At 70.6% G+C, this 26,304-nt stretch carries 26 protein-coding genes; 23 read left to right on the forward strand and 3 right to left on the reverse strand.

The features are described 5' to 3' along the window. Nucleotides 1-17: 17 nt before the first annotated feature. The 4 genes from CKY28_RS10775 to CKY28_RS10790 are packed head-to-tail and all read left to right on the forward strand — an operon-like array spanning nt 18 to nt 4,238. Nucleotides 18-887: an SMP-30/gluconolactonase/LRE family protein gene (locus tag CKY28_RS10775; protein ID WP_245841776.1), complete on the forward strand. Its 870-nt coding sequence runs from the start codon at nt 18-20 to the stop codon at nt 885-887. A gap of 14 nt (nt 888-901) precedes the next feature. Then, nucleotides 902-2,059 (forward strand): aldose epimerase family protein, encoded by a 1,158-nt coding sequence (locus CKY28_RS10780; protein ID WP_245841778.1) that lies wholly within the window; start codon nt 902-904, stop codon nt 2,057-2,059. A gap of 5 nt (nt 2,060-2,064) precedes the next feature. Then, on the forward strand, nt 2,065-3,237 hold the full coding sequence (locus CKY28_RS10785) for an endo-1,4-beta-xylanase (protein ID WP_095998616.1): 1,173 nt from the start codon (nt 2,065-2,067) through the stop codon (nt 3,235-3,237). Then, complete coding sequence (locus CKY28_RS10790; protein ID WP_095998312.1) at nt 3,234-4,238, forward strand: family 43 glycosylhydrolase; 1,005 nt, start codon at nt 3,234-3,236, stop codon at nt 4,236-4,238. Before CKY28_RS10785 ends, CKY28_RS10790 begins: the two co-directional genes overlap by 4 nt. On the opposite strand, the gene CKY28_RS18280 is transcribed toward CKY28_RS10790, so the two are convergent. Both CKY28_RS18280 and CKY28_RS10800 read right to left on the reverse strand, forming a co-directional pair. Then, a complete protein-coding gene (locus tag CKY28_RS18280; protein WP_141243911.1) occupies nt 4,235-5,845 on the reverse strand; it encodes a methyl-accepting chemotaxis protein in 1,611 nt (536 codons plus the stop codon). The genes CKY28_RS10790 and CKY28_RS18280 overlap by 4 nt on opposite strands. 48 nt (nt 5,846-5,893) lie before the next feature. After that, the gene (locus CKY28_RS10800) at nt 5,894-6,628 is read right to left on the reverse strand and encodes a FadR/GntR family transcriptional regulator (protein ID WP_095998313.1); all 735 of its coding nucleotides are present in this window, start codon (nt 6,626-6,628) and stop codon (nt 5,894-5,896) included. 118 nt (nt 6,629-6,746) lie between these two features. Here CKY28_RS10800 and CKY28_RS10805 point away from each other — a divergent pair, with 118 nt between their 5' ends. From CKY28_RS10805 to CKY28_RS10855, 11 genes are all read left to right on the forward strand, one after another. Beyond that, complete coding sequence (locus CKY28_RS10805) at nt 6,747-8,351, forward strand: sodium/sugar symporter (protein ID WP_095998314.1); 1,605 nt, start codon at nt 6,747-6,749, stop codon at nt 8,349-8,351. A 4-nt stretch (nt 8,352-8,355) separates the two neighbouring features. Beyond that, a complete protein-coding gene (locus CKY28_RS10810; protein ID WP_095998315.1) occupies nt 8,356-9,225 on the forward strand; it encodes a 2-dehydro-3-deoxygalactonokinase in 870 nt (289 codons plus the stop codon). Next, a complete protein-coding gene (locus CKY28_RS10815; protein ID WP_095998316.1) occupies nt 9,222-9,860 on the forward strand; it encodes a 2-dehydro-3-deoxy-6-phosphogalactonate aldolase in 639 nt (212 codons plus the stop codon). The genes CKY28_RS10810 and CKY28_RS10815 overlap by 4 nt, the downstream gene beginning before the upstream one ends. A gap of 151 nt (nt 9,861-10,011) precedes the next feature. After that, the gene (locus tag CKY28_RS10820; RefSeq protein WP_095998317.1) at nt 10,012-12,777 is read left to right on the forward strand and encodes a TonB-dependent receptor; all 2,766 of its coding nucleotides are present in this window, start codon (nt 10,012-10,014) and stop codon (nt 12,775-12,777) included. A gap of 45 nt (nt 12,778-12,822) precedes the next feature. Continuing rightward, the gene (locus CKY28_RS10825) at nt 12,823-13,761 is read left to right on the forward strand and encodes a hypothetical protein (RefSeq protein WP_095998318.1); all 939 of its coding nucleotides are present in this window, start codon (nt 12,823-12,825) and stop codon (nt 13,759-13,761) included. Between the two features lie 48 nt (nt 13,762-13,809). Next, the gene (locus tag CKY28_RS10830; RefSeq protein WP_095998319.1) at nt 13,810-14,013 is read left to right on the forward strand and encodes a hypothetical protein; all 204 of its coding nucleotides are present in this window, start codon (nt 13,810-13,812) and stop codon (nt 14,011-14,013) included. Nucleotides 14,014-14,182: 169 nt separating this feature from the next. Continuing rightward, nucleotides 14,183-14,584: a DUF2382 domain-containing protein gene (locus tag CKY28_RS10835; RefSeq protein WP_095998320.1), complete on the forward strand. Its 402-nt coding sequence runs from the start codon at nt 14,183-14,185 to the stop codon at nt 14,582-14,584. Continuing rightward, entirely contained in the window at nt 14,584-15,504 is a 921-nt protein-coding gene (locus CKY28_RS10840) for a YsnF/AvaK domain-containing protein (RefSeq protein ID WP_095998321.1), read from the forward strand. Before CKY28_RS10835 ends, CKY28_RS10840 begins: the two co-directional genes overlap by 1 nt. A gap of 94 nt (nt 15,505-15,598) precedes the next feature. Beyond that, entirely contained in the window at nt 15,599-16,279 is a 681-nt protein-coding gene (locus CKY28_RS10845) for an OmpA family protein (RefSeq protein ID WP_095998322.1), read from the forward strand. Between the two features lie 67 nt (nt 16,280-16,346). After that, a complete protein-coding gene (locus CKY28_RS10850; RefSeq protein ID WP_245841780.1) occupies nt 16,347-16,769 on the forward strand; it encodes a DUF937 domain-containing protein in 423 nt (140 codons plus the stop codon). Nucleotides 16,770-16,941: 172 nt separating this feature from the next. After that, a complete protein-coding gene (locus tag CKY28_RS10855) occupies nt 16,942-17,496 on the forward strand; it encodes a DNA-3-methyladenine glycosylase (protein WP_095998323.1) in 555 nt (184 codons plus the stop codon). Here the strand turns inward: CKY28_RS10855 and CKY28_RS10860 are convergent. After that, nucleotides 17,471-18,529, reverse strand: a complete 1,059-nt coding sequence (locus CKY28_RS10860) for a patatin-like phospholipase family protein (protein ID WP_095998324.1) — start codon at nt 18,527-18,529, stop codon at nt 17,471-17,473. The two genes, CKY28_RS10855 and CKY28_RS10860, sit on opposite strands and share 26 nt — an antisense overlap. 96 nt (nt 18,530-18,625) lie before the next feature. On the opposite strand from CKY28_RS10860, the gene CKY28_RS10865 reads away from it, so the two are divergent. From CKY28_RS10865 to CKY28_RS10900, 8 genes are all read left to right on the forward strand, one after another. Beyond that, on the forward strand, nt 18,626-19,354 hold the full coding sequence (locus CKY28_RS10865) for a phosphocholine cytidylyltransferase family protein (RefSeq protein WP_095998325.1): 729 nt from the start codon (nt 18,626-18,628) through the stop codon (nt 19,352-19,354). Nucleotides 19,355-19,365: 11 nt separating this feature from the next. Next, on the forward strand, nt 19,366-20,448 hold the full coding sequence (locus CKY28_RS10870; RefSeq protein WP_141243912.1) for a hypothetical protein: 1,083 nt from the start codon (nt 19,366-19,368) through the stop codon (nt 20,446-20,448). A gap of 19 nt (nt 20,449-20,467) precedes the next feature. After that, nucleotides 20,468-21,565: a CDP-alcohol phosphatidyltransferase family protein gene (locus CKY28_RS10875; protein ID WP_095998327.1), complete on the forward strand. Its 1,098-nt coding sequence runs from the start codon at nt 20,468-20,470 to the stop codon at nt 21,563-21,565. A gap of 31 nt (nt 21,566-21,596) precedes the next feature. Next, nucleotides 21,597-22,919, forward strand: a complete 1,323-nt coding sequence (locus CKY28_RS10880) for a lipopolysaccharide biosynthesis protein (RefSeq protein WP_095998328.1) — start codon at nt 21,597-21,599, stop codon at nt 22,917-22,919. 43 nt (nt 22,920-22,962) lie between these two features. Continuing rightward, on the forward strand, nt 22,963-23,424 hold the full coding sequence (locus tag CKY28_RS10885) for a DUF2141 domain-containing protein (protein ID WP_095998329.1): 462 nt from the start codon (nt 22,963-22,965) through the stop codon (nt 23,422-23,424). Nucleotides 23,425-23,529: 105 nt separating this feature from the next. Continuing rightward, nucleotides 23,530-24,585 (forward strand): diacylglycerol/lipid kinase family protein, encoded by a 1,056-nt coding sequence (locus tag CKY28_RS10890; protein WP_176473057.1) that lies wholly within the window; start codon nt 23,530-23,532, stop codon nt 24,583-24,585. Further along, the gene (locus CKY28_RS10895) at nt 24,582-25,472 is read left to right on the forward strand and encodes a hypothetical protein (protein WP_095998331.1); all 891 of its coding nucleotides are present in this window, start codon (nt 24,582-24,584) and stop codon (nt 25,470-25,472) included. Before CKY28_RS10890 ends, CKY28_RS10895 begins: the two co-directional genes overlap by 4 nt. Next, nucleotides 25,448-26,254 carry a nucleotidyltransferase family protein gene (locus CKY28_RS10900; protein WP_245841782.1) on the forward strand — a complete coding sequence of 269 codons (807 nt, stop codon included), beginning with the start codon at nt 25,448-25,450 and terminating at the stop codon, nt 26,252-26,254. Before CKY28_RS10895 ends, CKY28_RS10900 begins: the two co-directional genes overlap by 25 nt. The last annotated feature ends 50 nt before the right edge of the window (nt 26,255-26,304 follow it).

A 26,304-nucleotide genomic window follows, 5' to 3' on the forward strand; every position in this document is an offset into this window, starting at 1 on the left:
GTGAAGAGGAAGCGGGATTGGCGCAGCTCAGCGACGTCCGGATCATCAGGCGCGACCGGCGCGACCGGCTGGGCGAGGGGCCGCTGTGGCACGCGGCCGACGGCGCGCTCTACTGGGTCGACATCCTCGATCGGCGGCTGAACCGGCTGGCATTGGCGGACGACAGCGTCGACGATTGGGAGCTGCCGGAAATGACGGGTTGGGTCGTCGCGCGCCGCGATGCGCCCGGCTTCCTGGCCGGCGCGGAGAGCGGGGTGAAGGCGCTGACGCTCGAACCCTTCGCGATCGAGCCGTTCGCCGACCTGCCCGACCACCCGCCCGGCAACCGCATGAACGACGCCAAGGCGGACGCCCGAGGCCGCGTCTGGGCGGGGACGATGCCGATCACCGCCGACCGGCCGACGGGCGCTTTCTACCGCGTCGACACGGACGGAGCCGTCTCGGTCGCGGATCGACCCTACACCATCGCCAACGGCCCGGCGATCAGTCCGGACGGCCGGTGGCTGTTCCACACGGATACGCGACGGCGCGAGACCTATCGCTTCCGCCTGCACGAGGACGGCACGCTCGACGACAAGCGGCTGTGGCTCCGCTTCGAGGAGGCCTGGGGCACGCCCGACGGCATGACCTTCGACGCGGAGGGCGGGCTGTGGATCGCGCACTGGGGCGGATCGCGCGTCAGCCGCTTCGATCCCGACGCCAGGATCGAGCGCGACATTCGCCTGCCCGCGAGCCAGATCACCAGCATGGCGTTCGCGGGCGAGCGGCTCGACCGCATGTTCGTGACCTCGGCCGGGGACGGCGTCGACGAGCCGCACGGGGGCGCGCTGTTCGAGGTTGACCCCGGCGTTCAGGGCGTGGAACCTCACAAGTTCGGAAAAGAATGAGCAAGGAGAATGGGATGCGAGCTTGGGGCTTTGCGGGGGCGGCGCTTCTGATGGCGGCGGCGACACCTGCGCTGGCGGCGGAAGCGAAGCGGTCTACCTTCGGCCGCCTGCCCGACGGGCGCACGGTGGAGGCGGTGACGCTGACCAACGGCCAGGGGATGTCGGCGACGCTGATCAGCTACGGCGCGTCCATCCAGTCGGTGATCGTGCCCGACCGCCAGGGGCAGCCCGCCGACGTGGCGCTCGGCTACGCCACGATCGAGGAGTATCTCGCCAAGCCGCAATATCTCGGCTCGACGGTGGGCCGCTTCGCGAACCGCATCGCGCGCGGGCGCTTCACGCTGGAGGGCCGCGCCTACACCGTGCCCGTCAACAACGGCGAAAACTCGCTCCACGGCGGCACGGAAGGGTTCGACAAGGTCAATTGGACCGTCCGCGACGTGAAGTCGGGCCCGACCGCGTCCGTCACCATGCGCTACGTCAGCCCGGACAACGACCAGGGCTATCCGGGGCAGATGACGGTGGATTGCACCTACAGCCTCGACGAGCGCAACCAGCTGACGATCGAGTACCGCGCCACGACCAACGCGCCCACGATCGTCAACATCACCAACCACGCCTATTGGAACTTGGGCGGCGAGGGGTCGAACCGCGGCGCGATGGGCCACCTCGTCACCATCCCGGCGCAGACCTTCCTGCCGACGGACGCGGGCGCGATCCCGACGGGCGAGTTCCGCCCCGTCGAGGGCACGGCCTTCGACTTCCGCCAGCCCCGCGCCGTCGGCGAACGGGTGCGCGAGGCGTCCGACCAGCAGATCCTGTTCGGCCGCGGCTATGACCATAACTGGGTGATCGGGCGCGAGGTGACGCGCGACCTGCACCTGATGGCGCGCGTGGAGGACCCGGTCTCGGGCCGCTCGTTCGAGCTTTTGTCCAACCAGCCGGGGCTGCAATTCTATTCGGGCAACTTCCTGGACGCGACCACGGTGGGCAAGTCCAAGCGCCTCTACAGGCTGGGCGATGCGATCGTGATGGAGCCGCAGCTCTTCCCCGACACACCCAACCGGCCGGAGTTCCCGTCGGCCAGGCTCAACCCCGGCCAGACCTATCGCAACATCATGGTCTATCGTTTCCAGACCAGCCGCGGCGCCGCTGCCACCGCAGGAGAGTGACCCTCATGAAGTTCAAGCTGACCCTGGCGCTCGCCGCCTCCGTCCTCACCATGGCCGCCGCGCCCGCCGAGGCGCGCGAGATGTGGACCAAGGAGCAGGCCCATGCCTGGTACGCCCGCCAGCCCTGGCTGGTCGGCGCCAACTACAACAACGCGTCCGCGATCAACCAGTTCGAGATGTGGCAGGCGGAGACCTGGAACCCCGCCGAGATCGACAAGGAACTGGGCTGGGCCCAGTCCATCGGCATGAACACCATGCGCGTCTACCTCCACAACATGTTGTGGGAGAACGACCCGGAAGGGCTGAAGCGCCGCATGAACGAGTTTCTGACGATCGCGCAGCGCCGCGGCATCCGGCCGATGTTCGTGCTGTTCGACAGCTGCTGGGACCCCGATCCCAAGGCCGGCCCGCAGCGCCCGCCCATCCCCGGCGTGCATAACTCGGGCTGGGTGCAGGCGCCGGGCGCGGCGCGGCTCGCCGACAAGTCCCAGTACGGCAAGTTCGAAGGTTATGTGAAGGACGTGGTCGGGACCTTCGCCAACGACCAGCGCATCCTGGCGTGGGACGTGTGGAACGAGCCCAACAACGAGGGCGGCGGCAACTACAAGCCCACGCCCAACAAGAAGCAGCTCGTCGCGGGGCTTCTGGACGACGTGTTCGAATGGGCGCGCTCGGCCAACCCGACCCAGCCGCTGACCTCGGGCCTATGGATCGGCGAGAACTGGGACAAGATGGAGACGCTGGACGCGGTCGAGCGCATCCAAGTCACGCAGTCGGACGTCAACAGCTTCCACGACTATAACTGGCCGGAGCAGTTCGAGCGCCGCGCGCGCCAGATGCTGAGCTACGGCCGGCCGGTGCTGTGCACCGAGTATATGGCGCGCGGCAACGGGTCGACGTTCGACGGCTCGCTTCCGATCGGCAAGCGCTACAACATCGCCATGATCAACTGGGGCCTGGTCGACGGCAAGTCGCAGACGCGCCTGCCCTGGGATTCGTGGAAGAAGCCCTACACGATGGACGAGCCGACCATCTGGTTCCACGAGGTGTTCCGCGCCGACGGCCGGCCCTATCGCCAGGCGGAGGCGGACCTGATCCGCCGCCTGGCGAGCGAGCCCAAGGTGGCGCAGCCGGTGGTGCAGCCGGTGCCTGCCCAGCGCCGCCGCCGCGCCCGGTGATCCGCGGCGTCGCCGCCGGTCTGCTCGGCCTTGCGCTCGCGTCGAGCGCGGCGGGGCAGCAGCGGGCGCTGCCCACCGGCTCCGTGTTCGCGGGGGCGGACCCGGCGGCGATGGTGGAGGGCGGGCGCGTCTTCCTATACCCGACGAGCGGGCGGGGCAGGTTGCACAGCTGGTCGTCGACCGACCTGCGGAGCTGGGCGGAGGGCCCCGCGCTGGTCCGCCTGGCCGACATACGTTGGATCCCGACGCGGGAGCGCCGCCAGCTCTGGGCGCCGCACATGACGGCGGCGAACGGGCGCTACTACTTCTACTATTCGGTCGGGCCGCAGGAGCCCTACCCGGCGAAGATCGGCGTCGCGGTGTGCGACACGCCCGCGGGGCCGTGCCGCGACAGCGGGCGGCCGCTGCTCGACGGCGCGGACTCGGACGATTTCAGGGCGAAGCGGCCGGGCGGCTGTTCGGACGACATGCGGCCCACCGGATCGGGCCGCTACGGGTTCGAGGCGATCGATCCCATGGTGTTCGTCGACCCGCGGTCGGGCCGCCGTCTGCTCTACGCGGGCGGCAGCAACGGGTCGACGCTGCGCGTCTTCGAGCTCGGGCCGGACATGGTCACGATCGCGCGCGAGCTGCCGGTCGACCAGCCGCCCTGCTTCACGGAAGGCGCGTGGATGCACGAGCGGGGCAGCGTGTACTACCTGTCCTACAGCTCGGGCCATTGGGACCGGTCGGACTATTCCGTCCGCTACGCCACCGCGCCGAGCCCGACGGGACCGTGGACGTACCGCGGCGCGATCCTGCGGAGCGGGGGCGGGTACAAGGGCCCCGGCCACCACAGCTTCTTCGCCGACCCCCGGACCGGCGCGACGGTGATGGCGTACCATCGCTGGGAGGGGCAGGCGGGCGACGGGCCGTATCGCGGCGTACGGCGTCAGGTGGCGCTCGCGCCGGTGCGTTACCTGGCGGACGGGACGATCGAGCCGGTGGAGCTGGGGCGCTAGGCCGCCCGCAAGCGCTGGAGGAACTCGGCGGACGCGGTCTTCAGCGTCTCCAGTTCGGCGTTGATGCGCGCCGCGGACTCGGCGACGCCGCTGGTCAGCGCGCGGGCGTCGTCGGCGCCGCCGGCGATCTCCACCATGCGGTCGCGGACCTCGTCGACGTGCGCGGCGATCGAGCGGGTTGCGGGCGCCATGCCGCTCGCCAGGTCGTTCTGCCGGTCCACCTCCGTGCGGATGGCGGCGGCGATATGGGCGACGTGGCGGATGTCGGCGGAGGCGTCCTCGATGCCGCTGACCGCGGCGTCCAGGCTCTGGCTGATGCCGTGCACCTGGTCGCGGGCGACCACCGTGGACGAGGCGGTCTGGGCGGCGAGCGCCTTCACCTCGCCCGCGACGATCGCGAAGCCGCGGCCCGCCTCGCCCGCGCGCGCGGCTTCGATGGTGGCGTTGAGCGCGAGGAGGTTGGTGCGCGCGGTCACCTCCTCGATCAGGTCGACGATCTCGCCGATGCGCGCGGCGCGGTCGGCCAGCGTGCGCACGGCATCGGCGCTGGCGGCGGAGCGGTCGAGCGCCTGGCCGCTATGGCCGGCATGTTCGGCGGTGCGGTCGGCGATGGCGGCGATGGCGGCGGACAGCGACTCGCTGCGCGCCTGGAGGTCGTGGACCGCGGCCGAGATGTCGCGGGCGCGCGACGCGGTGCTGCGCGCGCCGGCGACGGCGGTGTCCGTGATGCGGGTGAGGCGGCGGGCGAAGTCGTCGAGCGCCGGCACGACGTTCGCCAGCCCGTCGGCGATCGCCACCACGCCCTGTTCGAAGCGGGTGCCGAGCAACATCAGCTCGGCGCGACGCGTGCGCTCGGCCTCCTCGGCGGCCTGGCGTTCGGCGGCGGCGACGGCGCGGCGCTCCTCCTCGCGGCGGCGCGTGTCCTGCTCCGTCCGTTCGGCCTCGGCGCGCGCGCGCTCGGCCTCGGCCTCGCCCAGGCGGCGCGCGGCGTCGCGGCCCAGCACGACCATGCGGCCGCGTTCCAGGAGCGAGGCGAGCAGGATCACCACGAAGCCCATGATGAGCACCGCCGCCAGCGCGGGCGGCAGGCCGGTGCGGACCATATGGTAGAACAAGCCGGCGAGCGGCGCGGCGCTGAACGCCAGGAAGCCCAGCGGCAGCCCGGCGTAGAGCACCACGCCCACGCTCGCCAGCGCGACCTCGATGCAGGAGGCGAGCATCGTCGCCGCCGGATCGCCCGACGCGGCGACCGCGGTGGTGAGCAGGCACCAGCCGACGCCCAACGCGCCGGCGAGCGCCGTGTGGAAGGCATAGGCGATCCGGACGCGCCACTCCGGCAGCCGCCGTCGGGTCCAGATCGACACGCAAGCGGCCGTCATGATGATAAGGAAGCCGGACACGGCGCGCGCCGCGGTCGGCTCGTGACGGAACACGACGCACAGCACGGCGATGACGAAGACCGTCAGCGGCAGGAGCAGGTTCAGGATCGTCGCGGCCTCGATCACCTGATCATGGTCCGCCTGGCGAGCGAACAGGAATTGCGAGTAGAGGCGCGCACGGGCCACCGCCCGTTCCTTGATGTCCAGCTCCGGCCGCGACTGATCCATGATGGTCGCCTAGCGGCATAGGGTTGAAGCGCGGTTAACCCTGGCGCGTCAGAGCTGCCCCATGCCGTCGGGCTCCGCGCCCTCGATCAGCTGGAGCACGTTGGCGATGAGCAGCCGCATCGCGTCGCGCGCGCGGGCGGCGTCGCCCGCCAGCACGGCGTCCAGCACCGCCTGGTGCTCGGCGATGCTGGCGGAATGGCCCTTGATGCTGTTGGTGAAGCGGATCGACTTCATGAGCGCCGTCGCCACCACGTCGCGGAACTGCGCGTAGAAGGGGTTCTTGGACGCGTTCAGCACCGCGACGTGGAAGGCGATGTCGGCGTCCAGCGTGTCGTCCCGGCCCCGCTCGGCCGCCTCCATGCGCTCCAGCCCCGCGCGGATCAGCTCGCGGTCGGCGGGCTCGGCGTGGCGCGCGGCGAGCGCCGCCGCCTCGGGCTCGATCGCGAGCCTGAGCTGGGTGAAGTGCCGCAGCAGGTCGACCGAGAACTGCCGCTCCAGGAGCCAGCGCAGCACGTCCGGATCGAACAGGTTCCAGCTGCCCGACGGCCGGACGGCGGTGCCCTGGCGGGGGCGCGCGCTGACCAGCCCCTTGGCGGCGAGCATCTTCATCGCTTCGCGCGTGACCGAGCGGCTCACGCCGTGGCTCTTGGCGAGCTCGGCCTCGGTCGGGAAGGGACGGTCCCTGAACCGGCCGGTGACGATCGCGCGGCCCAGGCTGTCGAGCATGCCGTATGTCAGGTTGCGGCTGCTGCGCCCGCCGCCGTTGATCCGCCCGTCCGTCATCGGGCGCGAATGTGACGAATCCGCGCAACCTTGTCACGTCCGCGCGCTGGACAGCCCCGATTTATCCTATAATCCTCCGCCCCAAGCGCGAAGGGACCGGCGCGGGGAGGGGAGTTTCATGAGCCTGTCGACCATCGACCTGATCGTCGTCGTCGCCTACGCGATCGGCATCTTCGGGCTGGCGCAATGGGTCAGCCGCGAGAAGGCCGGACACCAGAAGGACACGTCCGACTATTTCCTCGCGTCCAAGTCGCTGCCCTGGTGGGCGATCGGCGCGTCGCTGATCGCGGCCAACATATCCGCCGAGCAGATCGTCGGCATGGCGGGCTCGGGTTACGCGATCGGGCTGGCCATCGCGTCCTACGAGTGGATGGCGGCCGCCACGCTCTTGATCGTGGGCAAGTTCTTCCTGCCCATCTTCCTGCGCAACAAGATCTACACGATGCCGCAGTTCCTGGAACAGCGGTACGGCCCCAACATCCGCACGCTGATGGCGGTGTTCTGGCTCGCGCTCTACGTGTTCGTGAATCTGACCTCAATTATTTGGCTCGGCTCGATCGCGGTCAATCAGGTGGCCGGGATCAACCAGGATGCGGCGATCATCGGCCTCGGGCTGTTCGCGCTCCTCTACCAGCTGCGCGGTGGCCTCAAGGCGGTGGCGCTCACCGACATCGTGCAGGTGACGTTGCTCGTGCTGGGCGGCCTCGTCGTTTCCGCGCTCGCGCTGAACGAGCTCAGCGGCGGGCAGGGCGTGCTCGCCGGCTTCGGGCGGCTGACGGCCGAGGCGCCCGAGAAGTTCGACATGATCCTGTCGCCCGACAACCCCTTCTACAAGGACCTGCCGGGCCTCTCCGTGCTGGTGGGCGGCATGTGGATCGCGAACCTCAGCTATTGGGGATTCAACCAGTACATCATCCAGCGCGCGCTGGCGGCGAAGAACTTGGGGGAAGCGCAGAAGGGCGTGATCTTCGCGGCGTTCCTGAAGCTGCTCATGCCCGTCATCATCGTGCTGCCCGGCATCGCCGCCGTGCTGCTCGCGCCGAACCTGGAGAAGCCGGACCAGGCCTATCCGACGATGATGCGGCTCTTGCCGCCGGGGCTCCTGGGCCTCGTCTTCTCGGCGCTGATCGCGGCGATCATCGCGTCCACCGCGTCCAAGATCAACTCGATCGCCACCATCTTCACGCTCGACCTCTACGCCAAGGCCAAGCGCATCCCGACCGAGGCGGAGGACGGCGTCCCGGCCGAGACGCGCGGCGCGAACGAGCGGCACCTGGTGCTCGTCGGCCGGATCGCGGCGGCGGTGTCGATCGTGATCGCGATCCTGGCCGCGCGGCCGCTGATCGGCCAGTCGGACCAGGCGTTCCAGTTTATCCAGGAGTTCTCGGGCTTCTTCACGCCGGGCATCACCGTGATCTTCCTGCTCGGCCTGTTCTGGAAGCGCGCGAGCGAGCCGGGCGCGATCGCCGCGGCGGTCGCGTCCGTGGTGCTCAGCTACCTGTTCAAGCAGTTCGCGCCCGACATCCCATTCATGAACCGCATGGGGCTGGTGTTCCTGATCAGCTTGGCGCTGGCGGTGGTGCTCTCGCTCCTGCTGCCGGCCGCCACCGGCCGCGACCGCATCCGCACCGACGACGTCAGCTACGCCACGCCCGCGTCGTTCAACATCGGCGCGGTCGGCGTGATGCTGATCCTGATCGCGCTCTACTACACCTATTGGTGATCGGATGAGCGACCGCTTCATCGCCGTCGACTGGGGCACCAGCAACCGGCGCGAGTATCTGATGGAGGGCGGCCAAGTGCTGGCCACCTCGCGCGACGACCGCGGCATCATCGAGATGGGCGGGACGGGGTACGAGGAGGCGGTCGCCTCCATCCGTGCGCAGCACGGCGACCTGCCCGTGCTGATCGCCGGTATGGCGGGGTCGAACCGCGGTTGGCGCGAGGCGCCATACGCCGACGCGCCCGCAAGCGCCGCCGACATCGCGCGCCAGCTGCTCTGGGTGGAGCCCGGCCGCACCGCCATCGTGCCGGGCGTCGCTTGGCGCGACCCGGACGCTCCCAGCGTCATGCGCGGCGAGGAGGTGCAGCTGTTCGGCGCGGTGGCGGCGGGCCTCGTGCCGCCGACCGCGCTCGTCGCGCAGCCCGGCACGCACAATAAATGGGTCGAGATGCGGGACGGCGCGATCGGGCGCTTCACCACGCTGATGACGGGCGAGCTGTTCGCCCTCCTCAAGCAGCACTCGATCCTGTCGGCGCAGCTCACCGCCGCCATCACGCCCGGGCCGGCGTTCCTGGAGGGCGTGCGCCACGCGCAGGACCGGCCGCTCCCCTCCGCGCTGTTCGGCGCGCGCGCGGCGATGCTGCTCGGCTTCCGGGCCGGCGAGGATACGGCGGACTACGTCAGCGGCCTGCTGATCGGCGCCGACGTCGGTTCGGCGGACGTGCGCGGGCGCGAGGCGTTCATCCTGTCCGACGAGACGCTCGGCGCGCTCTACGGGGCCGCGGTTGCGGAGCTGGGCGGCACGGCCCATCTGATCGACACCGTCGCCGCCTTCACGGCGGGCATGGCGCTGATCCGGAGCCTGTCCAAGTGACCCACCTCGCCGCCTTCGACGCCGCCTTCGCCGAGCTGCCGCTCATCGCCATCCTGCGCGGGCTCCGTCCGCGAGAGGCGGAGGGCGTCGGCGAGGCGCTGGTCGCGGCGGGGTTTCGGCTGATCGAGGTGCCGCTGAACTCGCCCGAGCCGCTCGACGGCATCGCCCGCATGGCGCGCGCGCTGGCGGGCAGGGCGGTGGTCGGCGCGGGCACCGTGCTCACGCCCGACGCGGTCGCTGACGTCGAGGCGGCGGGCGGGAGGATGATCATCTCGCCCAACACCGACGCCCGCGTGATTGAGGCGAGCGCCGCGCGCGGGCTGGTGTCGCTGCCGGGCGTCGCGACGCCCTCCGAAGCGTTCGCCGCGCTCGACGCGGGCGCCACCGCGCTCAAGCTGTTTCCCGCCGAGGGGGCGAGCCCCGCCGTGCTCAAGGCGATGCGCGCCGTGCTGCCCAAGTCGACGCGCGTGCTGCCGGTGGGCGGGATCGCGCCCGACAATATGTGGCCGTGGATCGAAGCGGGCGCGGCGGGCTTCGGCCTGGGCTCCGCGCTCTACAAGCCGGGCATGGCGGCGGGCGAGGTCGCGGACAGGGCGCGCGCCTTCGTCGCGAGCTGGCGCGGGTTGATCGCCTAAGTGGGCGACGTTCACCTGGATCAGTGATGCAGCCGCGCAACAGTGCGGCATTTGTCGTATGATTGGGTTGTCAGGGGTGAGCGCCTCCTTGTAGTCTCCCCGCCACATAACGGCCGCCCACCGTCGGCCGGGCCAACAGGGGAGAACTTTCATGCGTCTCAAGACGCTCGCGCTGTGCTCGACGGCGCTTCTGGTCGGGCTGGCGCCCGCCGCGCAGGCGCAGGTGGTCGAGGACCCCGCCGCCCAGAACAACGACCCGACCGCGCCCTCGCAGCAGACCGACACCGGCACGCCCACCGACCGCGACGCGCCCACCGTGTCGCCGGAGGAGGAAGTCGCGGGCGAGGGACAGGACATCGTCGTCACCGGCTTCCGCGAGAGCTTGGCCTCGTCGCGCAACCTGAAGCGCAACGCCCCGCAGGTGGTCGACGCCGTCGTCGCCGAGGACATCGGCAAGCTGCCCGACCTAGCGGTCTCTGATACCGCGTCGCGCATCCCCGGCCTCCAGGTGCTGCGCCTCGGAGGCGAGGCGAGCCAGGTGCTGCTGCGCGGCCTGGACGAGCAGTTCTTCAACACGCTCTACAACGGCCGCGAGATCTTCACCGCCGAGCGCCGCCAGGTGGCGCTGCAGGACTTCCCGTCCGCAGGAATCGCCGCGCTCGAGGTGTTCAAAACCAGCACCGCCAATCAGGTCGATCCGGGCGTGATCGGCCTCACCAACGTACGCTCACGCCGGCCGTTCGATTTCGAGGGTTTCGAACTTTCGGGCACGGTGTTTGCGCTCCATACGGTCAACGCGGGCAAGGTCACGCCCAACGGCAACCTGCTCGTCTCGAACCGCTGGGATACGGGCGCGGGCGAGTTCGGCATCCTGCTGAACGCCTCCTACACCGAGCTCGACTATCTCGACTCGGAGCCGTCCAACACCGACTTCCTCGCCACGCCCACGATCAACGGGCAGCAGGTCCGCTTCCCCGACGTGCAACGGCTCTTCTACCGGTCGGGCAATCGCCAGCGTCCGTCGTTCAACGGCTCGATCCAGTGGCGGCCGACGCCCGACGTCGAGTTCTACATCGACGGGCTTTATCAGGGTTTCCGCAACCGCGTCGACGATACGCTGGCGGCCGCGCCGCTGTTCAACGGCACCTACAGCAACCTCGTCTTCCGCGACGGCACCAACCTGCTCCGTTCGGGCACGGTGGTCGTCCCCGCGGGCGGCCCGACGATCTTCTCGTTCCGCGGCGGCACGTTCAACAAGACGGACACGTACCAGTTCGCCGCAGGCGGCATCTTCGACTCCGGCCCGCTGCGCATCACGGCGGACGTGGCGCGCACCAACTCGACCTTCACCGGCTCGACCGAGTCGGTGGACCGGCAGTTCGGCATCGGCGGCTATACGGTCGACTTCGACCTCGATACGCCGCAGTTCCGCATCTACAACTACGACGCGTCCAATCCCGCCACCTACCGCTTCGACGGCCTGTACGAGGAGCAGCAGGAGGCGAAGGGCGACGATTGGCAGGCGCGGATCGACGCCGAGTACAAGTTCGACGAGTTCTTCATCCGCTCGATCCAGGTGGGCGCGCGCTACACCACCCGCGACGCGCACCGCGAGTTCGGAAACCGCTTCGCGGGATACGGCGTCGGCTATCGGAACGGGGCCGGTGTCCTGCTTACGCAGATCCCCGTGAACTTCCGTCCCGTCGAGCCCGGGTTCAACAGCACGGACATTCAGCCCTTCCGCACCTTCCTGGCGCCCACCTACGACAGCATCCGCGCCAACCGCCGCGAGCTTCGGCAGTTCGTGCTTTCCAACCCCCGCGCGTTCGGCTTCGGTACGTTTACGTTGGACCCGGTCGCGCCCAACCCGGACTCGATCTTCGACGCGAACGAGAAGACCTATGCGGGCTATGGTCAGATCAACTACAACTTCAACGACGTGATCGACGGCTCGGTCGGTATCCGCGTCGCGCGCACCGAGTTCGACCTTCAGGGCAACGCGCTCGTCGCCGGCGTGGTCACGCCGATCTCGGCCAGCCAGGGTTTCACCGACTACCTGCCCAATGCGTCGCTGCGCTGGCGCATCACGCCCGCGCTGCAGCTGCGCCTGAGCTACACGGAGACGCGCACCCGCGCGACGTTCCAGCAGCTCAACCCGGCGGCGAACGTAGGGGCGCCCGACCCGGCGAACGGCGGCTTGCGCACTGGTTCGGGCGGCAACCCGACGCTGTCACCGATCGAGTCGGAGAATTATGACGCGTCGCTCGAATATTACTTCTCGCGCACCGGATTCGCCGCGGTGACCGCGTTCCGGCGTGACCTCACCGGCTTTATCCAGAATCAGGCCGTGCGCTTCACCGACCCTACGCTCGGGTTCGTGGAGATCACCCGGCCCGTCAACTCGCGGTCGGGCCGGATCGACGGCGTGGAAGCGCAGGTGTCGACCTTCTTCGATTTCGAAGGCGCGCCCGAGTTCCTGCGCAGCTTCGGCATCCAGGCGAATTACACCTATCTCGACGCCGAGACCGACCTGTTGAACGGCAACACGGGTGTGACCTCGCGCGAGCGGATCCAGGGCGTGGCCAAGCACACCTACAACATCGTCGGCCTGTTCGAGCGCGGGCCGCTGTCCGCGCGGGTCACCTACAACAAGCGTAGCAGGTTCCTCGACCAGATCGGCTTTCGCGGCGACGACCTGTATCTGCAGGAAGGTCTGCCGCCCGGCCGCCTTGACCTGTCGACCAACCTGACGGTCAATCCGAATGTCACCGTGTTCTTCGACGCGACCAACCTGACCGCCGAGGAGTTCGAGTACACGTTCAGCTCGGCGCGCGCCGGCGCCGCCCGGGCCGAATATGTCCGCTTTCTCCGCTTCGACGAGCAGACCTTCTCGTTAGGCCTGCGCTTCCGGCTCTGAGCCGGTACAGCTTGCGGCAAGCCCGGGGCCGGTAGGACCCGGGCCATGCTGAAGGCCCTCGCCCCGCTGCTCCTGCTCGCCGCGCCCGCCACGGCGCAGTCGCCGCCCGTGCCCGCCGCCGCGCAGGCGCAACTCGACGAGCTCGCCCGCGCCGTCCAGCGCTACCGCGACGTGCGCGCGGCGCAGGCGGCCGGGTGGGAGCCGTCGCCGATCGGCCGCGAGGACTCGCCGCTCATGGGCGAGCACTGGGTGCGGAAAGGGGCTCCGGAGTACGGGCCGGGCGAGCCGCTCGACTTCACCGAGCCGTCCAACCTCCAATATGCGTGGATCAACGGCCGGCGCGAGCTGGTGGGCGTGTCCTACGTGGTCCGCATCGCGCCCGGTGACCCGCTCCCGCGAGGGTTCGCCGGCGACGCCGACCGGTGGCATGTCCACGACGTCGAGCGCGCGGTGGCGGCGGCGACGGAAGGGCGCTGGCTGCTCCGCGTCCTGGTCAACGGCTGGCTGGACGCCAACTACCGCAGCAAGGGCGACGACCGTTCGCGTCTGGCCATGGTGCACGCCTGGGTGACGGTGCCGAGCCCGAACGGCGTGTTCTCCACCAACAACCGCGCCATCTCCTACCTGCGCGCGGGGCTGCCCGCATCGTTCGCGAACGGCGGCACGGCGGAGGCGGCGCTGGGCGTCAACCTGGCCGCGAAGGACGGTTGCGCCAATACGCTGAACGGCGCGCCGTGGATCGCGCATGCCAAGGACGCGCAGAAGCGATCGCTGCTCGCGACCTGCGAGGCGCTCGGCGCGGAGGTGCGGCGCGGCCTCGCGAGCGGGGCGCGGGCGGTGAACGCGGCGGGGGAGGCGGCCTGGGCCAAGCTGGAGGCGGCCAAGCGCGCGACGCTGACGCCCGACCAGCTGCGGCGCATCGACGCGATCACCGAGCACGATCCCATGCACCACGAGGGGCATGGCGGCCATCACGGATCGTAACGCCCCGTCGAACGTCGAACCCGGCGGATCACACGCCGGAGTTCCCGCATGATCCGCATCCTCCTCGCCACCACCGCGGCCGCGCTCGCCGCCTCGCCCGCACCGGCGTCCAAGAAGCCCTGCCGCGACGCGCAGGGCCGCGTGGTCGAGTGCCCCAAGCCTAAGGCCTCGCCCAGTTCGCGCTGCAAGGACGAGCGCGGCCGCTTCGTGAAGTGCGGGACGCCGGGGGCTCGTCCGGCGACGAACAGCTGACCGATCCCGTTACGGTCCGGCAACAAGAAGCGCTTTCGATCACAGAGATCGGTATCCTTGATCAACTCATCGTGATTTTCACCCGATTCGACCCCAGGTGAACGTTTTCCGGAACATGGTGAACCGACCCCCGTTTTGCGGGCTCCACGCCGTTTGTTTCGAGGCCAGGATGAACGAGCTAGAACGTGAAGTAATCCCGCTCGTTCAAGAAGATATCATCATCTCCAAGCGCCAGCTGGAGACGGGCCGGGTGCGCGTGCGGACCGAGGTGCAATGGCACACGGAGCATGCGCGCGCCGACCTCTTCCGCGACCATGTCGAGGTCGAGCGCGTGCCCGTCGGGCGCGAGGTCGAATCCGTGCCGCCCGTCCGCGAGGACGGCGACACCGTGGTCATCCCCGTGGTCGAGGAGGTCCTGGTGGTCGAGAAGCGCCTCGTCCTGAAGGAGGAGGTCCGCCTGAAGCGCGTGCGCGCGGTCGAACATGTCGACGAGCCCGTGCGCCTGCGCGTCATGGAGGCGGTGGTGGAACGCGAAAGCTCAAGCCCCGACACCCGCAAGGAGGATCTGTAATGTCCCGTACCCTGACCGCCCTGTTCGACAGCCGGGCCGACGCCGAGGCCGCCAAGTCGCGCCTCGAGGCCGCGAGCATCGACATCAGCCGCGTGCACGTGCACGACCAGCAGTCGACCGGCTACAACGAGTCGACCGCCTATTCCACGCACGCCAATCGCGGCTTCTGGGACAATCTGAAGAGCGCGTTCCTGCCCGACGAGGACCGCCACACCTACGAGGAGGGCATCAAGCGCGGCGGCGCGCTCTTGACCGCCGAGGTGGACGAGGACGACGCCGACGAGGCGGTGCGCATTCTTGAGAGCGCGAACTCGATCGACCTGGACGACCGCAGCCAGTCCTGGCGTCAGTCGGGTTGGGATTACGACTCGTCCAAGTACGCGTCGACCGGTGCTGCGACCGGCTTGGCCGCGGGCTCGGCGCTCGGCACGGGTCAGCGCAGCAGCGCGGACATGACCGATCGCCTGACCACCACCGGCAACGAGGAGCGCATCGACGTCGTCGAGGAGGAGCTCGTCGTCGGCAAGCGCGAGGTGAACCGCGGCGGCGTGCGCGTCCGCTCCTATGTCCGCGAGGTGCCCGTCCACGAGCAGGTCCGCCTGCGCGAGGAGCATGTCGAGATTGAGCGCCGTCCCGTCGACCACAAGCTGACGGGCAACGAGGCCGACGCCTTTCGCGAGCGCGAGATCACCATGACGGAGACCGCCGAGGAGGCCGTGGTCGGCAAGACCGCGCGCGTCGTCGAGGAGGTCGTCGTGCACAAGGAGGCGACCGAGCGCACCGAGAATATCGACGACACCGTGCGTCGCACGGAGGTCGACATCGACAATCTCGAGACCACCCGCACGTCGGGTACGGGTCTGGGCGGCGCCACCGGTACGGGCCTGGGCGGCACGAACACGGACCGCGACCGCTTCTAAAAGGGGCCGCACCGGTCTTTAGTCACGCAACGGGGCGGGGGCGCGTAGGGAAAGCGCGCCTCCGCCTTTCGCACTTCTGGCGAGGAATACACGCATGGCGAACAACGACGACCACAAACCGGGCGAACCGAGCCACATCCACCTAGGGCCGAAGCATGAGGGCAAGAAATTCAACTGGCTGCCCTGGCTCCTGCTCGCGCTGGGCCTGCTGGCCCTCCTCTTCGCGCTGAGCCGCTGCGGCCGCGACGAGGCGGCGGTCGCGCCGGTCGTGACGAACGAGACGGACACCACCGTCACGAACACCACGACGACCACGACCACCACCAGCTCCGGCAGCGTCAACCTGCCGGGCGGCACGGTGCTGGCGGTGACGCCGGGCGGGCTGAACGAGCAGGTGGCGGGCTTCCTGGCGGGCACGGACCCGACGCCGAGCCGCGCCTTCCAGTTCGACCGGCTGAACTTCGACACCTCGCGCAGCGAGATCCGGCCGCAGGACCAGGAAGACCTGAACCAGATGGCGCAGATCCTGAAGGCTTACCCGAACGCGCGCATCCGCGTGGTCGGCTACGCCGACGCCCGCGGCTCCGACCCGGCGAACCAGCAGCTCGGCCTCAGCCGCGCCAACTCGGTGCGCCAGGCGCTCGTCGCCCAGGGCATCCAGGAGAACCGCATCGAGACCGCGTCCGGCGGCGAGCAGGACCCGGTCGACACCAACGCGACCGCGCAAGGGCAGGCGGAGAACCGTCGCACCGAGGTCGTGATCGTCTCGCGCTAACTAGGATGGGGCGCGCTCGGGCGGCGGAGGCGTACCTCTCCGCCGCCCGTTTTTTGGAGAGAAATCGATGGATCTCACCGCCATTCTCGGCAGCCAGATGGGCCAAGCGGCATTGCAGCAGGTAGGCGCGCGCGTCGGCCTGCCGCCCGAGATGGTGCGCGTCGCCGCCCAGGCGCTCGCCCCTGCGCTCGCCGGCGGCCTGGCGCGCGCGGGCACGGCGGGCACGCTGCCCGGCGGCATGCCGCAACCGGGGACGGACGACGCGCACGCGCACGGCAACGACGTGCTGGGCCAGGTGCTCGGCTCCAAGGACGCCAGCCGCTCCGTCGCCGCCGACGCCGCGCAGCAGACGGGCATCGACGTGGGCACGTTGAAGCAGCTCCTGCCCCAGCTCGCCAGCATGGCGGCGGGCGCGGCCGGCGGGCAGGGCGGCATGGGCCCGGGCGGGCTCGGCGGCTTAGGGAGCGTGCTGGGCGGGTTGGGGCGGTAGGCTCGCTCTCTCCCCTCCAACCGTCATGCTGAACTTGTTTCAGCATCCAGCGTGGTGCGGTCGACTCAGGTTGAGTCGCGTGTACATCCCTGGACCCCGAAACGAGTTCAGGGTGACGGAAGGCAGAGTGACTGTGTGTCCGCCTCTTCCGCTAATCGATTACTGGCGTGACATGCCCCCCGATTTCTACACCCAGCCCATCCTCGACTTCTCCCGCGCGCTGATCGGCTGCGAGCTGTTGGTCGACGGCGTCGGCGGCGTGATCGTCGAGACGGAGGCGTACGAGGCGACCGATCCCGCCTCGCATAGTTATGTCGGCGAGACCCGGCGCAATCGCGCCATGTTCGGCCCTGTCGGCCACGCGTACGTTTACCGCATCTACGGCCATTGGTGCTTCAACATCGTCGGCGGCGAGGAGCGTGGGTCGGCGGCGCTGGTCCGCGCGCTCGCGCCCACGCGCGGCCTCGACCGCATGGCCGAGCGCCGCGGGACGAGTGACCCGCGCACGCTCTGCGCGGGGCCGGGCAGGCTGTGCAAGGCGCTCGGGCTCTCGGACGCACATGACGGGCTGCGGCTCGACGCACCCCCTTTCGCACTTCTCCCGCGCACGGCCGAGCCGGCGATCGTGACCGGCCCGCGCATCGGCATCACCAAGGCGGCGGAGCGGCCCTGGCGTTTCGGCCTCGCCGGCTCGCCTTCGCTCAGCCGGCCTTTTCCGAGACCTTGAGCCGGAACGTGTCCTGGAGCAGCGGCGCTTCGTCCGGGTTCTGCACGACCGTCAGGCCGGGCTCACCGATCGGCACGTCGCCCGCCTCCAGTCGGTCGATCAGCGCGTGCATCGCAGCCGCGCCAGCCGCCCAGCGCTCGCCCGCCGTCTCGGGCGAGAAGTCGAACGCCTTACCCGCCACCTCGCGGCCCTGGTCCGAATAACTGAGCCGCGCGAGCGTGACCGCCGGCGCAGCGGGTCCGTGGAGGTCGTACACCGTCTTCCACGCGTCCGCAGCGCGCTTCGTCTGCGCCGCGAACACCAGGTCCTGCAATCGCCCAGTCGCCTCCCCGAACGTCGCCGGCTTGGGGGCGGAGAGCGGAAGCAAGTCGAGCGCGATCACGAGCAGCGGCGCGTCGCCAGGCTCGGCCAGCACCGCGTCGGCGGGCAGGTTCGCGGACAGGCCGGGATCGACGTACCAGCGCCCGCCGATCTCGACAGGCGGAAAGGCGGGCATCAGCGCGGTGGACGCGCGGACATGGTCGGGGCCGAGCCGGTTTCGCTCGCTGTCGAACACCGCGTCCAGCCCCGATTCGAGCTCGACCGCGGTGATCGTGAAGCGCACCGGACCGTCGTTCACGCGATCCCAGTCGACCGAGCGCTCCAGCGTAGCCTTGAGCGGGCGCGTGTCGAACAGGCTGGGGCTGGGCGCGCCGTCACTCGCCCAGGGCTGACCGAAGAAGGGTCGCGGCGTGAATGCGTCCATTCGACCCGCGGCGAGCGTGGCCGACACGGCTGCGGTCCTGCGCCATGCATCGAACGTCTCCGGCCACCGGGCGGATGCTGGTGACCAGAAAGCGCAGAGCAGCTCGACTGCGCGTTCCGGCGGATTACCGACGATCATCGCTCCGTTCACCGCGCCGATCGAGGCGCCCGACACGCGGTCGGGCAGGAGCCCGCGCGCCGCCATCGCCTCGAACGCACCCGCCTGCCAGCTGCCCAGCGCGTTGCCGCCACTGAGCACCAGCGCGATCCGGTAAGGTCTATCCGCCATCGCACGCCCGAACGCGCGGGCGCCGCGTCGGAGCCCTGGAAAGCGCGCCGCTCCCTCGCCATGTGTCGGCCGTAATCGAACGGTAACGGGCGGGGCATGAGGGCGATCATCATCAGCGCGGGGGCGGGGACGCGGTTGCTGCCGTTGACGCGCGCGCTGCCGAAATGCTTGGTGCCCGTTGACGGGCGCGCGATCCTCGACCACCAGCTCGACGCGCTGGCGCAGGCGGGCGTGGAGGCCGCGACGGTGGTGGGCGGCTATCGCGTCGAGCAGCTGGCGAGCCACCTGCGCCGCCCGACTCCGCTGCCGACCGAACTCGTCTTTAATCCTTTCTGGTCGATCGCCAGCTCCATCGGCAGCGTCTGGGCGGCGCGCGCGCATCTCGGCGAGCCGTTCGTGCTCCTGAACGGCGATACGCTGTTCGACCCCGCCATCCTCCGCCACGCCGTGTCCGGCCTTAAACCCGGCGTGTCGCTGTTGGTCGAGCCCGTCGCCGCGCCCGAGCTCGACGACATGCTCGCCAAGGTGGCGGACGGTCGGCTGCTCGACGTGCGCAAGGACCTGAGCCCCGCCGACGCGACGCACCGGTCGCTGGGCGTGGTGCTGTCGGCGGGCGGCGATGCCTATCGCGACGCGCTCGCCGACGTGATCGGCGCGGACGGCGGCACCCAGGCGTTCCACCACGCGGTCGTCGCCAAGCTCGCGCGATCGGGCGTGGTGCACGCGGTCACGCCGCCGCCAGGCCTGCGCTGGCAGGAGATCGATCGGCCGCAGGACATCGGCGCGTGGACGAGGGGCATGCCCGGGACCGCCGCCGCCCTCTGATGCGCGGCCCCGTGGCATTCCTGTTTCTCGGCGAGACGCTGCTCATCCCCCATCTTTTCCCCATCGTGGAAGCGCTCGCCGAGCTCGCACCCGATGTGCGGCAGGATCTGTGGGTGTCCACCGCGACGACCGAGGCGCTGCTGGCCGGCTGGTTGGGACAGGACCGGTCGAACATCCGCATCCGCCGAGCGCCCGGATTCCGTCCTGGCCCCGAGCTCCCGGCTAAGCTGCCGATGCTGGCCCGCCTCGCGCCGCGCCTCCTCCGCACGCCCGTCGCGGTGTGCGCGGAGCAGACCAGCCTCTGGCTTCCCCGCGTCTTGCCGATGCGGACCAGGTTCGTGAAGACGAGCCACGGGGTCGGCTCCATGAGCGCGCGAGACGACCCGCGCCGCCGCGCCGCCTGGCGCATGCTGGTGCCGAGCGAGGCGGAGCGGCGCACCTATCTCGACCGCGGCTTCGCGCCCGATCGGGTCGCGGCGACCGGCTACGTCAAGGCGAGCTTCCGCCAGCGTACGCACGCGCGGCCGCCCTTCGCCGACGACCGGCCGGTGCTGCTCTATACGCCGCACTGGCAGCGGTACCGCTCGAGCTGGTGGGAATGGGGCCGCGAGGTCGTCGCAAGGCTGGTCGCCGCCGGGCGCTGGAACCTGATCCTCGCGCCCCATCAGCGCCTCGTCGAGCGTGCGCCCGACCTGCGGCGCGTTCTCGCTGAGGTCGCGCACCTGCCGCACGTCCACGCCGACATCGACAGCTTCGCCTGCGTCGACGGGAGCTACACGGCGGCGGCCGACATCTACCTAGGCGACACGTCGAGCCAGGTGATCGAGTTCCTGCAACGCCCGCGCCCGGCCGTGTTCCTGAACCCGCGACAGGTGCGCTGGGAGGAAGACCCGAGCTACGCGCAGTGGCGCTGCGGCGAGGTGGTGGATGCGCTCGACGACCTCCTCCCCGCGCTGGGCCGCGCCGCGGAACGGCATGCGGAATACGCGGCCGTGCAGGCGCGCTTCGCCGCCGAGCAGCTAGGCCCGCTCGACGGTCGCGCGCCGGAGCGGGTGGCGGGGCATATCCTCGAAGCCCTCGACGCGCGGGCCTGATCCGCTAGGGGCGGGAGCCATGACCGACCGGCCGCACATTGTCCCCGTAGGCGACAACTCGACCAAGATCTGGGGAATGACCAACGGCGAGCGGGTGCGACGCATCGCGCGGGCGCAGAGGTTGGACGGCGGGGGCGGGGCGGCGATGCTCGCCAATCTCGACTACGCCTTCGACCCCGTCTGGACGTCGCACTTGGCGGGCAAGCCGGACACTGTCGTCACGCGCGGGGGCGTGCCCGTGCTGGCGCACATGACGGGCGACCCCGCGCCGGTGGAGCGGGCGATGCGCGAGGGACGACCGCTCGCCGCCGCCGGCCTCGCCGTGATCGAGGCGGAGGACGAGGCGGGCATCTTCAACGAAGCCTTGCGCAAGCGCGAACGGCCCTTCGCCGAGCGGCTCACGCCCGAGAACGTGCCGCTGATCGAGCGGCTGAGCTATCAGGGCGCGTACAAGGGCGTCACCGACCTCCTCACCAAATATCTCTGGCCCGAATGGGCCTTCGTGCTGACCAAGCTCGCGGCCAGGGCGGGGATCACGCCCAACCAAGTCACCGCGATAGGATCCGTGCTGTGCATCGTCGCGACGGTGCTGTTCTGGCACGGCTGGTTCTGGACGGGGCTCGCGCTCGGCCTTCTGTTCATGGTGCTTGACACCGTCGACGGGAAGCTCGCGCGCTGCACTATCACCTCCTCCAAGCTCGGCAACGCGTGGGATCACGGCGTCGACCTCGTGCACCCGCCTTTCTGGTGGTGGGCCTGGGCGGAGGGGTGCGCCGCGTACGGGCGCCCGCTCGACGACCGCACCTTCTGGCTGGTCATCGGCACCATGCTGTTCGGCTATGTCGCGCAACGGCTGATCGAGGGCGCGTTCATCGTCCGCTTCGGCATGCACATCCATGTCTGGCAGCGGTTCGACAGCTGGTTCCGGCTGATCACTGCCCGCCGCAACCCGAACATGGTCATCCTGTTCGCCTCCCTGCTGATCTTCCGGCCCGACTGGGGCATCGTCGGCGTGGCGGTGTGGACGGCCTTGTCGCTGGTGGTGCATCTCGTACGGCTCTTCCAGGCCATGGCGGCGCGCGCGCGGGGCGGGGCGGTCGTCAGCTGGCTTGCTTGAGTAGAGGGTCCGCCTTAGCTTTCCCTCAACCATGTTCAGCGCGCGTCTGCCCACCACCTCGTTCGGCCCTGGGCGCGCAGGGCGGGCGGTCGCGCGCAACCTGGGCTGGCTGTTCGCCAGCCGCGGCGTGCAGGCCGTGCTGTCGCTCTTCTACCTCGGTTTCATCGCCCGCGCTCTCGGCGTCACGGGTTTTGGCCGCTTCGCGCTGATCACCGGCGCGTCCTCGGCGCTGGCGACGCTGGTCGCCTTCCAGAGCTGGCAGATCATCGTCCAATACGGTGTCGCACCGTTACGCGCCGGGAACGACGAGGCGCTCGGCCGACTGTACAAGGGCGCGGCGCTGCTCGACCTGTTCAGCGCGATCGTCGGCGCGGGCGTGGCGATCATCTTACTGGAGCTGTTCAGCGAGGAGTTTGGCATCGGGCCGACGCTGAAGCGCGCCACGTTGATCTTCGCCGTCGTGCAGGTGGTCACCATCCGGTCCACGCCGCTCGGCATCCTGCGCCTACGCGACCGGTTCAGCCTCGCCGCGTTGGCCGACAGCACCACCGCGATCACGCGTTTCGTGGGTGCGGGCGTGGTCATGATCGTGCACCCGACGGTGCAGGGCTTCATGGTCGCCTGGGGGTTGGCCGAGGTGCTCGCCGCCGCCGCCTACTGGTACGCGGCTTCGCGTGGCGGCGACCTGAAGCTCTTGTGGCGGGGTAGGAACGTCCGGCAGCTGCTGCGCGAGCATCCCGGCATCGTCGGCTTCGCGCTCAGCACCAACGCCAACTCGACGCTGGCGCTGTCGTCCAAGCAGGTGCCGCTGCTCGCGGTGGGCGCGGTCCTGGGCACGACGGCGGCGGGCGCGTTCCGGCTGGCGGCGCAGCTGGCGCACGCGCTCGCGAAACTGTCGCAACTCGTCGCGCGCGCCGCCTTTCCCGAGGTGGTGCGCGCCGTACGGCACGCGCGGCCCGAGGCTGTGCGCCACATCCTGTTCCGGGCCGTGGGCGCGAGCGCGCTGGCGGGGCTCGCCATCCTCGCGATCGTCGTCGCGCTCGGTAAGCCGGTATTGGGGCTGATCGCGGGCCCGGAGTTCATCCGGGCCTATCCGATCCTGGTGGTGATGGCGGCGGCGGGGTGCGTCGAGCTGGCGATCGTCGCGGCGGAGACGGTGATGACCGCGCGCGGGCAGGCGGGCAGCGTCTTCGCCGTGCGCTGCATGGGGCTGGTCGCGCTGGCGGCGGTCGCGGCGGTGATGATGGGGAGCTTCGGCGCGACGGGCATGGCGATGGGCGTGCTGGCCGGGTCGCTGAGCGCCGCGGCGCTGCTGCTGGCGCTGTCCTGGTGGCGTCTGCGGCCGGCCGATTGAGCAAGCCCCGGTTCAGGCCACGTGCGCTAGGGACGCTCTCATCATGAAAAGCCTAGCGATCATCCTGGCCGGCCTCGCCGCCGCGCTGCCCGCGACCGCGCGGGCGCAGGGCTGCGTCGGCCCCGCCGCGCCCGGAACCACCCGCCTCGTCGTCGAAGCCACCGGCCTGCGCACGCCCAAGGGCGAGGTCGCGTTCACCGTCTATCCGGACGACAAGCGCCGCTTCCTGGCCAAAGGCGGCAAGCTGCTCCGCGCCCGCGTGCCGGCGCGCGCGCCCGTGACGCGGGCCTGCTTCAACCTGAAGCCCGGTTCCTATGCGGTGGCGCAATATCACGACGAGAACGGCGACCGCGACTTCAACCGGACGCTGTGGACGCCCAAGGAGGGGTTCGGCTTCTCCAACGACGCGCCCACCAAGATCGGCCTGCCCAAGCTGGAGGCGGCGCGGTTCGGGCTGCCCGCGGGCGGGCGGACGCTGCGTATGCAGATGCGCTACGGCCGCTGAGCCGGAGCGGCTGTCACATACCCGCCCCGAGCGCGCCACATTTCTCGCGTCTACGAGTAACCATTCTGTAGCAATCGGCGCGCCTGCGCCTAAGTTGGCCGCATCGTGAACGGAACGATCTACGACTTCTCCGGGCTCCCCCGGGTCGCGGCGTTGGGGCCGGACGCGCTGCCGTGGCCGCCACGGGAGCGCGCGCGCCGCTGGGCGCCCGCGTCCGCGCCCGAGCGCGTCGGGCTGATCAGCAATCCGCGCAGCCACCGCAACTCCACCGTCGCGCTCGCCGGGTCGGACCCGCGCCCGGGTGTGGTCGCCGCCGCGCCCAGGACGCGCGCCGAGCTGCGCGACGTGCTCACCCGGTTCGCGGAGGAGCGGATCGATCTCCTGGTGATCGACGGCGGCGACGGCACGGTGCGCGACGTGCTCACCTGCGCGGGCGACGTCTGGGGAGCGCGCTGGCCGCGGCTGGCGGTGCTGCCGTCGGGCAAGACCAATGCGCTCGCGATCGATCTCGGCACGCCCAAGGAGTGGACGCTCGACCAGGCGCTGGCGGCGGCGCGCGACGGCGGCACGACGTCGCGGGCGCCGGTCGTGGTCGAGCGGCGGGACGGGGCGGACGGCGCGGTGCGCGGCTTCTTGTTCGGCGCGGGTGCGTTCGTCGGCGCGACCGCGCTGGCGCAACGTACCCATCGTGCGGGCGCGTTCAACGGCGTCGCCGTGGGACTCGCGCTGTCCTGGGCGGTTGCGCAGACGTTCTTCGGTTCGCCGTCGGGCGAGTGGCGGCGCGGAGAGCGGATGCGCGTTCGGCATCATGAACGCTCGGCGCCAATGCATGACGCGGCGCTCGCGAGCGATCGGGCATCGTATTTGTTTCTAGCCTCCACGTTGGAGCGGCTGCCTCTCGGCGTGCGGCCGTTCGGGAGTTCGCGTCCCGGCCTGAAGACGCTGGCGATCGACGCGCCACCGCGCCGCATGCTGTCCGCGGTCGGCCCGCTGCTCGGCGGGTCGGAGGCGGCGTGGCTGGAGCGCGCGGGTTACCACCGCGTGGACGCGCCGTCGCTCGACCTGGACCTGGACGGCGAGTTCATCCTGGACGGGGAGCGTTTCCCCGCCGGGCGATACCGCATCTCCGAGGGCGTGCCGCTCAACTTCGTCACGCCGTGACCGACCACCTGCTGGCGTTCACCGAGCGGTCGCTCCGGCGGCCGGTCCCGGACTTCGTACGCGCGGTAGCGGGCGAGCTGGCCGGTGAGGGCGTGCGCGCCGTGCTGTTCTACGGGTCCAACCTGCGTACCGGGTCGGCCGACGGCGTGCTCGACTTCTACGTGCTGACGGAAGGCGAGCGCGAGCGCGGCATCTGGCCGCGCGTGGGCTATCGCGAGTTCGTGCATGACGGCGCGACGCTCCGGGCCAAGATCGCGACGATGACGCTGGCGACGTTCGCGCGGGCGGCGGCGGGGCGGATGCTGGACACGACGGTGTGGGCGCGCTTCGTGCAGCCGTCCGCGCTAGTCTGGTCCGCGGACGCCCAGGCGGCGGAGGAGGTCGTCGCGGCCGTGTCCGCCGCGGCGGCGACGGCGGCGCGGTTCGCCGCGGCGCTCGGGCCGAAGCGCGGGTCGGCTGAGGATTACTGGCGCGCGCTGTTCCGCGCGACCTACGCGGCCGAGTTCCGGGTGGAGAAGCGGGGCAGGGGTGACGAGATCGTCGCGCACGACCGCGAGCGCTACGCCGAGCTGCTACCGCTGGCGTGGGAAGCGGCGGGAGTTGCGTTCGGAGCGCAAGCGGGCGTGCTCGCGCCGTCGTTGCCCGTGTCGGAGCGGGCGCGTGTCCGGAGCCGCTGGGGCCGGTCGCGACGCGCCGGTAAGCCGCTCAACCTGCTGCGGCTCGTGCGCGCGGCGTCCACCTTCGAGGGCGCGGCGCGCTACGGGGCGTGGAAGATCGAGCGGCACACGGGCGTGCGCGTCGCGCTGACGCCGTGGCGCGAGCGGCATCCGGTGCTCGCCGCCCCCGGCGTGCTGTGGCGCGTGTGGCGGGAGCGGCGCAGCTCGTGAAGGCGGTGGTGCTCGCCGGCTCCAGGCCCGGCGCGGTCGATCCGGTCGCGGCCTATGCGGGGGTGGCGCACAAGGCGCTGATTGAGCTGGACGGCGCGACGTTGCTCGCGCGCGTCGTCGAGGCGCTGCGCGGGGCGGGGTGCGAGGCGGCCGTGTCGGCGAACGCGCCGGAGGTGGTGGCCCAGGCGGAGCGGCTGGGCCTGCCCGTCCTGCCGACCGAAGCGGGGCCGAGCGCCAGCGTCGGGCGGGCGCTCGTCGAACTGGGCACTCCGTTGCTCGTCACCACCGCCGACCACGCGCTGCTCGAGCCGGAATGGGTACGGCGCTTCGTCGTTGACGTGCCCGCGAACGCGGACGTCGCCGTGCTGCTCGCCCGGCGCGAGTCGATCGAGGCGGCGCTGCCGGGGACGCGGCGGACTTATCTGCGCTTCGCCGACGGGAACTGGTCGGGGTGCAACCTGTTCCTGCTACGCACGCCGGCGGCGGCGCGGGCGATCGACCTGTGGCGGCTGGTCGAGGCGGATCGCAAGCGGCCCTGGCGGATCGTTCGGCGGTTCGGGTTGAGGATGCTGATGCGCTACCTGCTCGGGCGGCTGACGCTGGCGGCGGCGGTGGCGCGGCTGGGCGAGCTGGCGGGCGTGCGTGCGGCGGTGGTCGAGAGCCCGTTCGGGCTGGCGGCGGTAGATGTAGACAAGCCGGAGGACCTGGAGGCGGTGCGGGAGCTTACCAGGAACCCTCTCCCGCTTTCGCGGGGGAGGGACAGCGGCGCAGCCGCAGGGTGAGGGCACCCTCTTACGTCAGAGCGGACCCTCACCCTGGCCCTGCGGGCCTG

The sequence above is a fragment of the Sphingomonas lenta genome, from assembly GCF_002288825.1.
In the GTDB taxonomy this organism is placed as follows: domain Bacteria; phylum Pseudomonadota; class Alphaproteobacteria; order Sphingomonadales; family Sphingomonadaceae; genus Sphingomonas; species Sphingomonas lenta.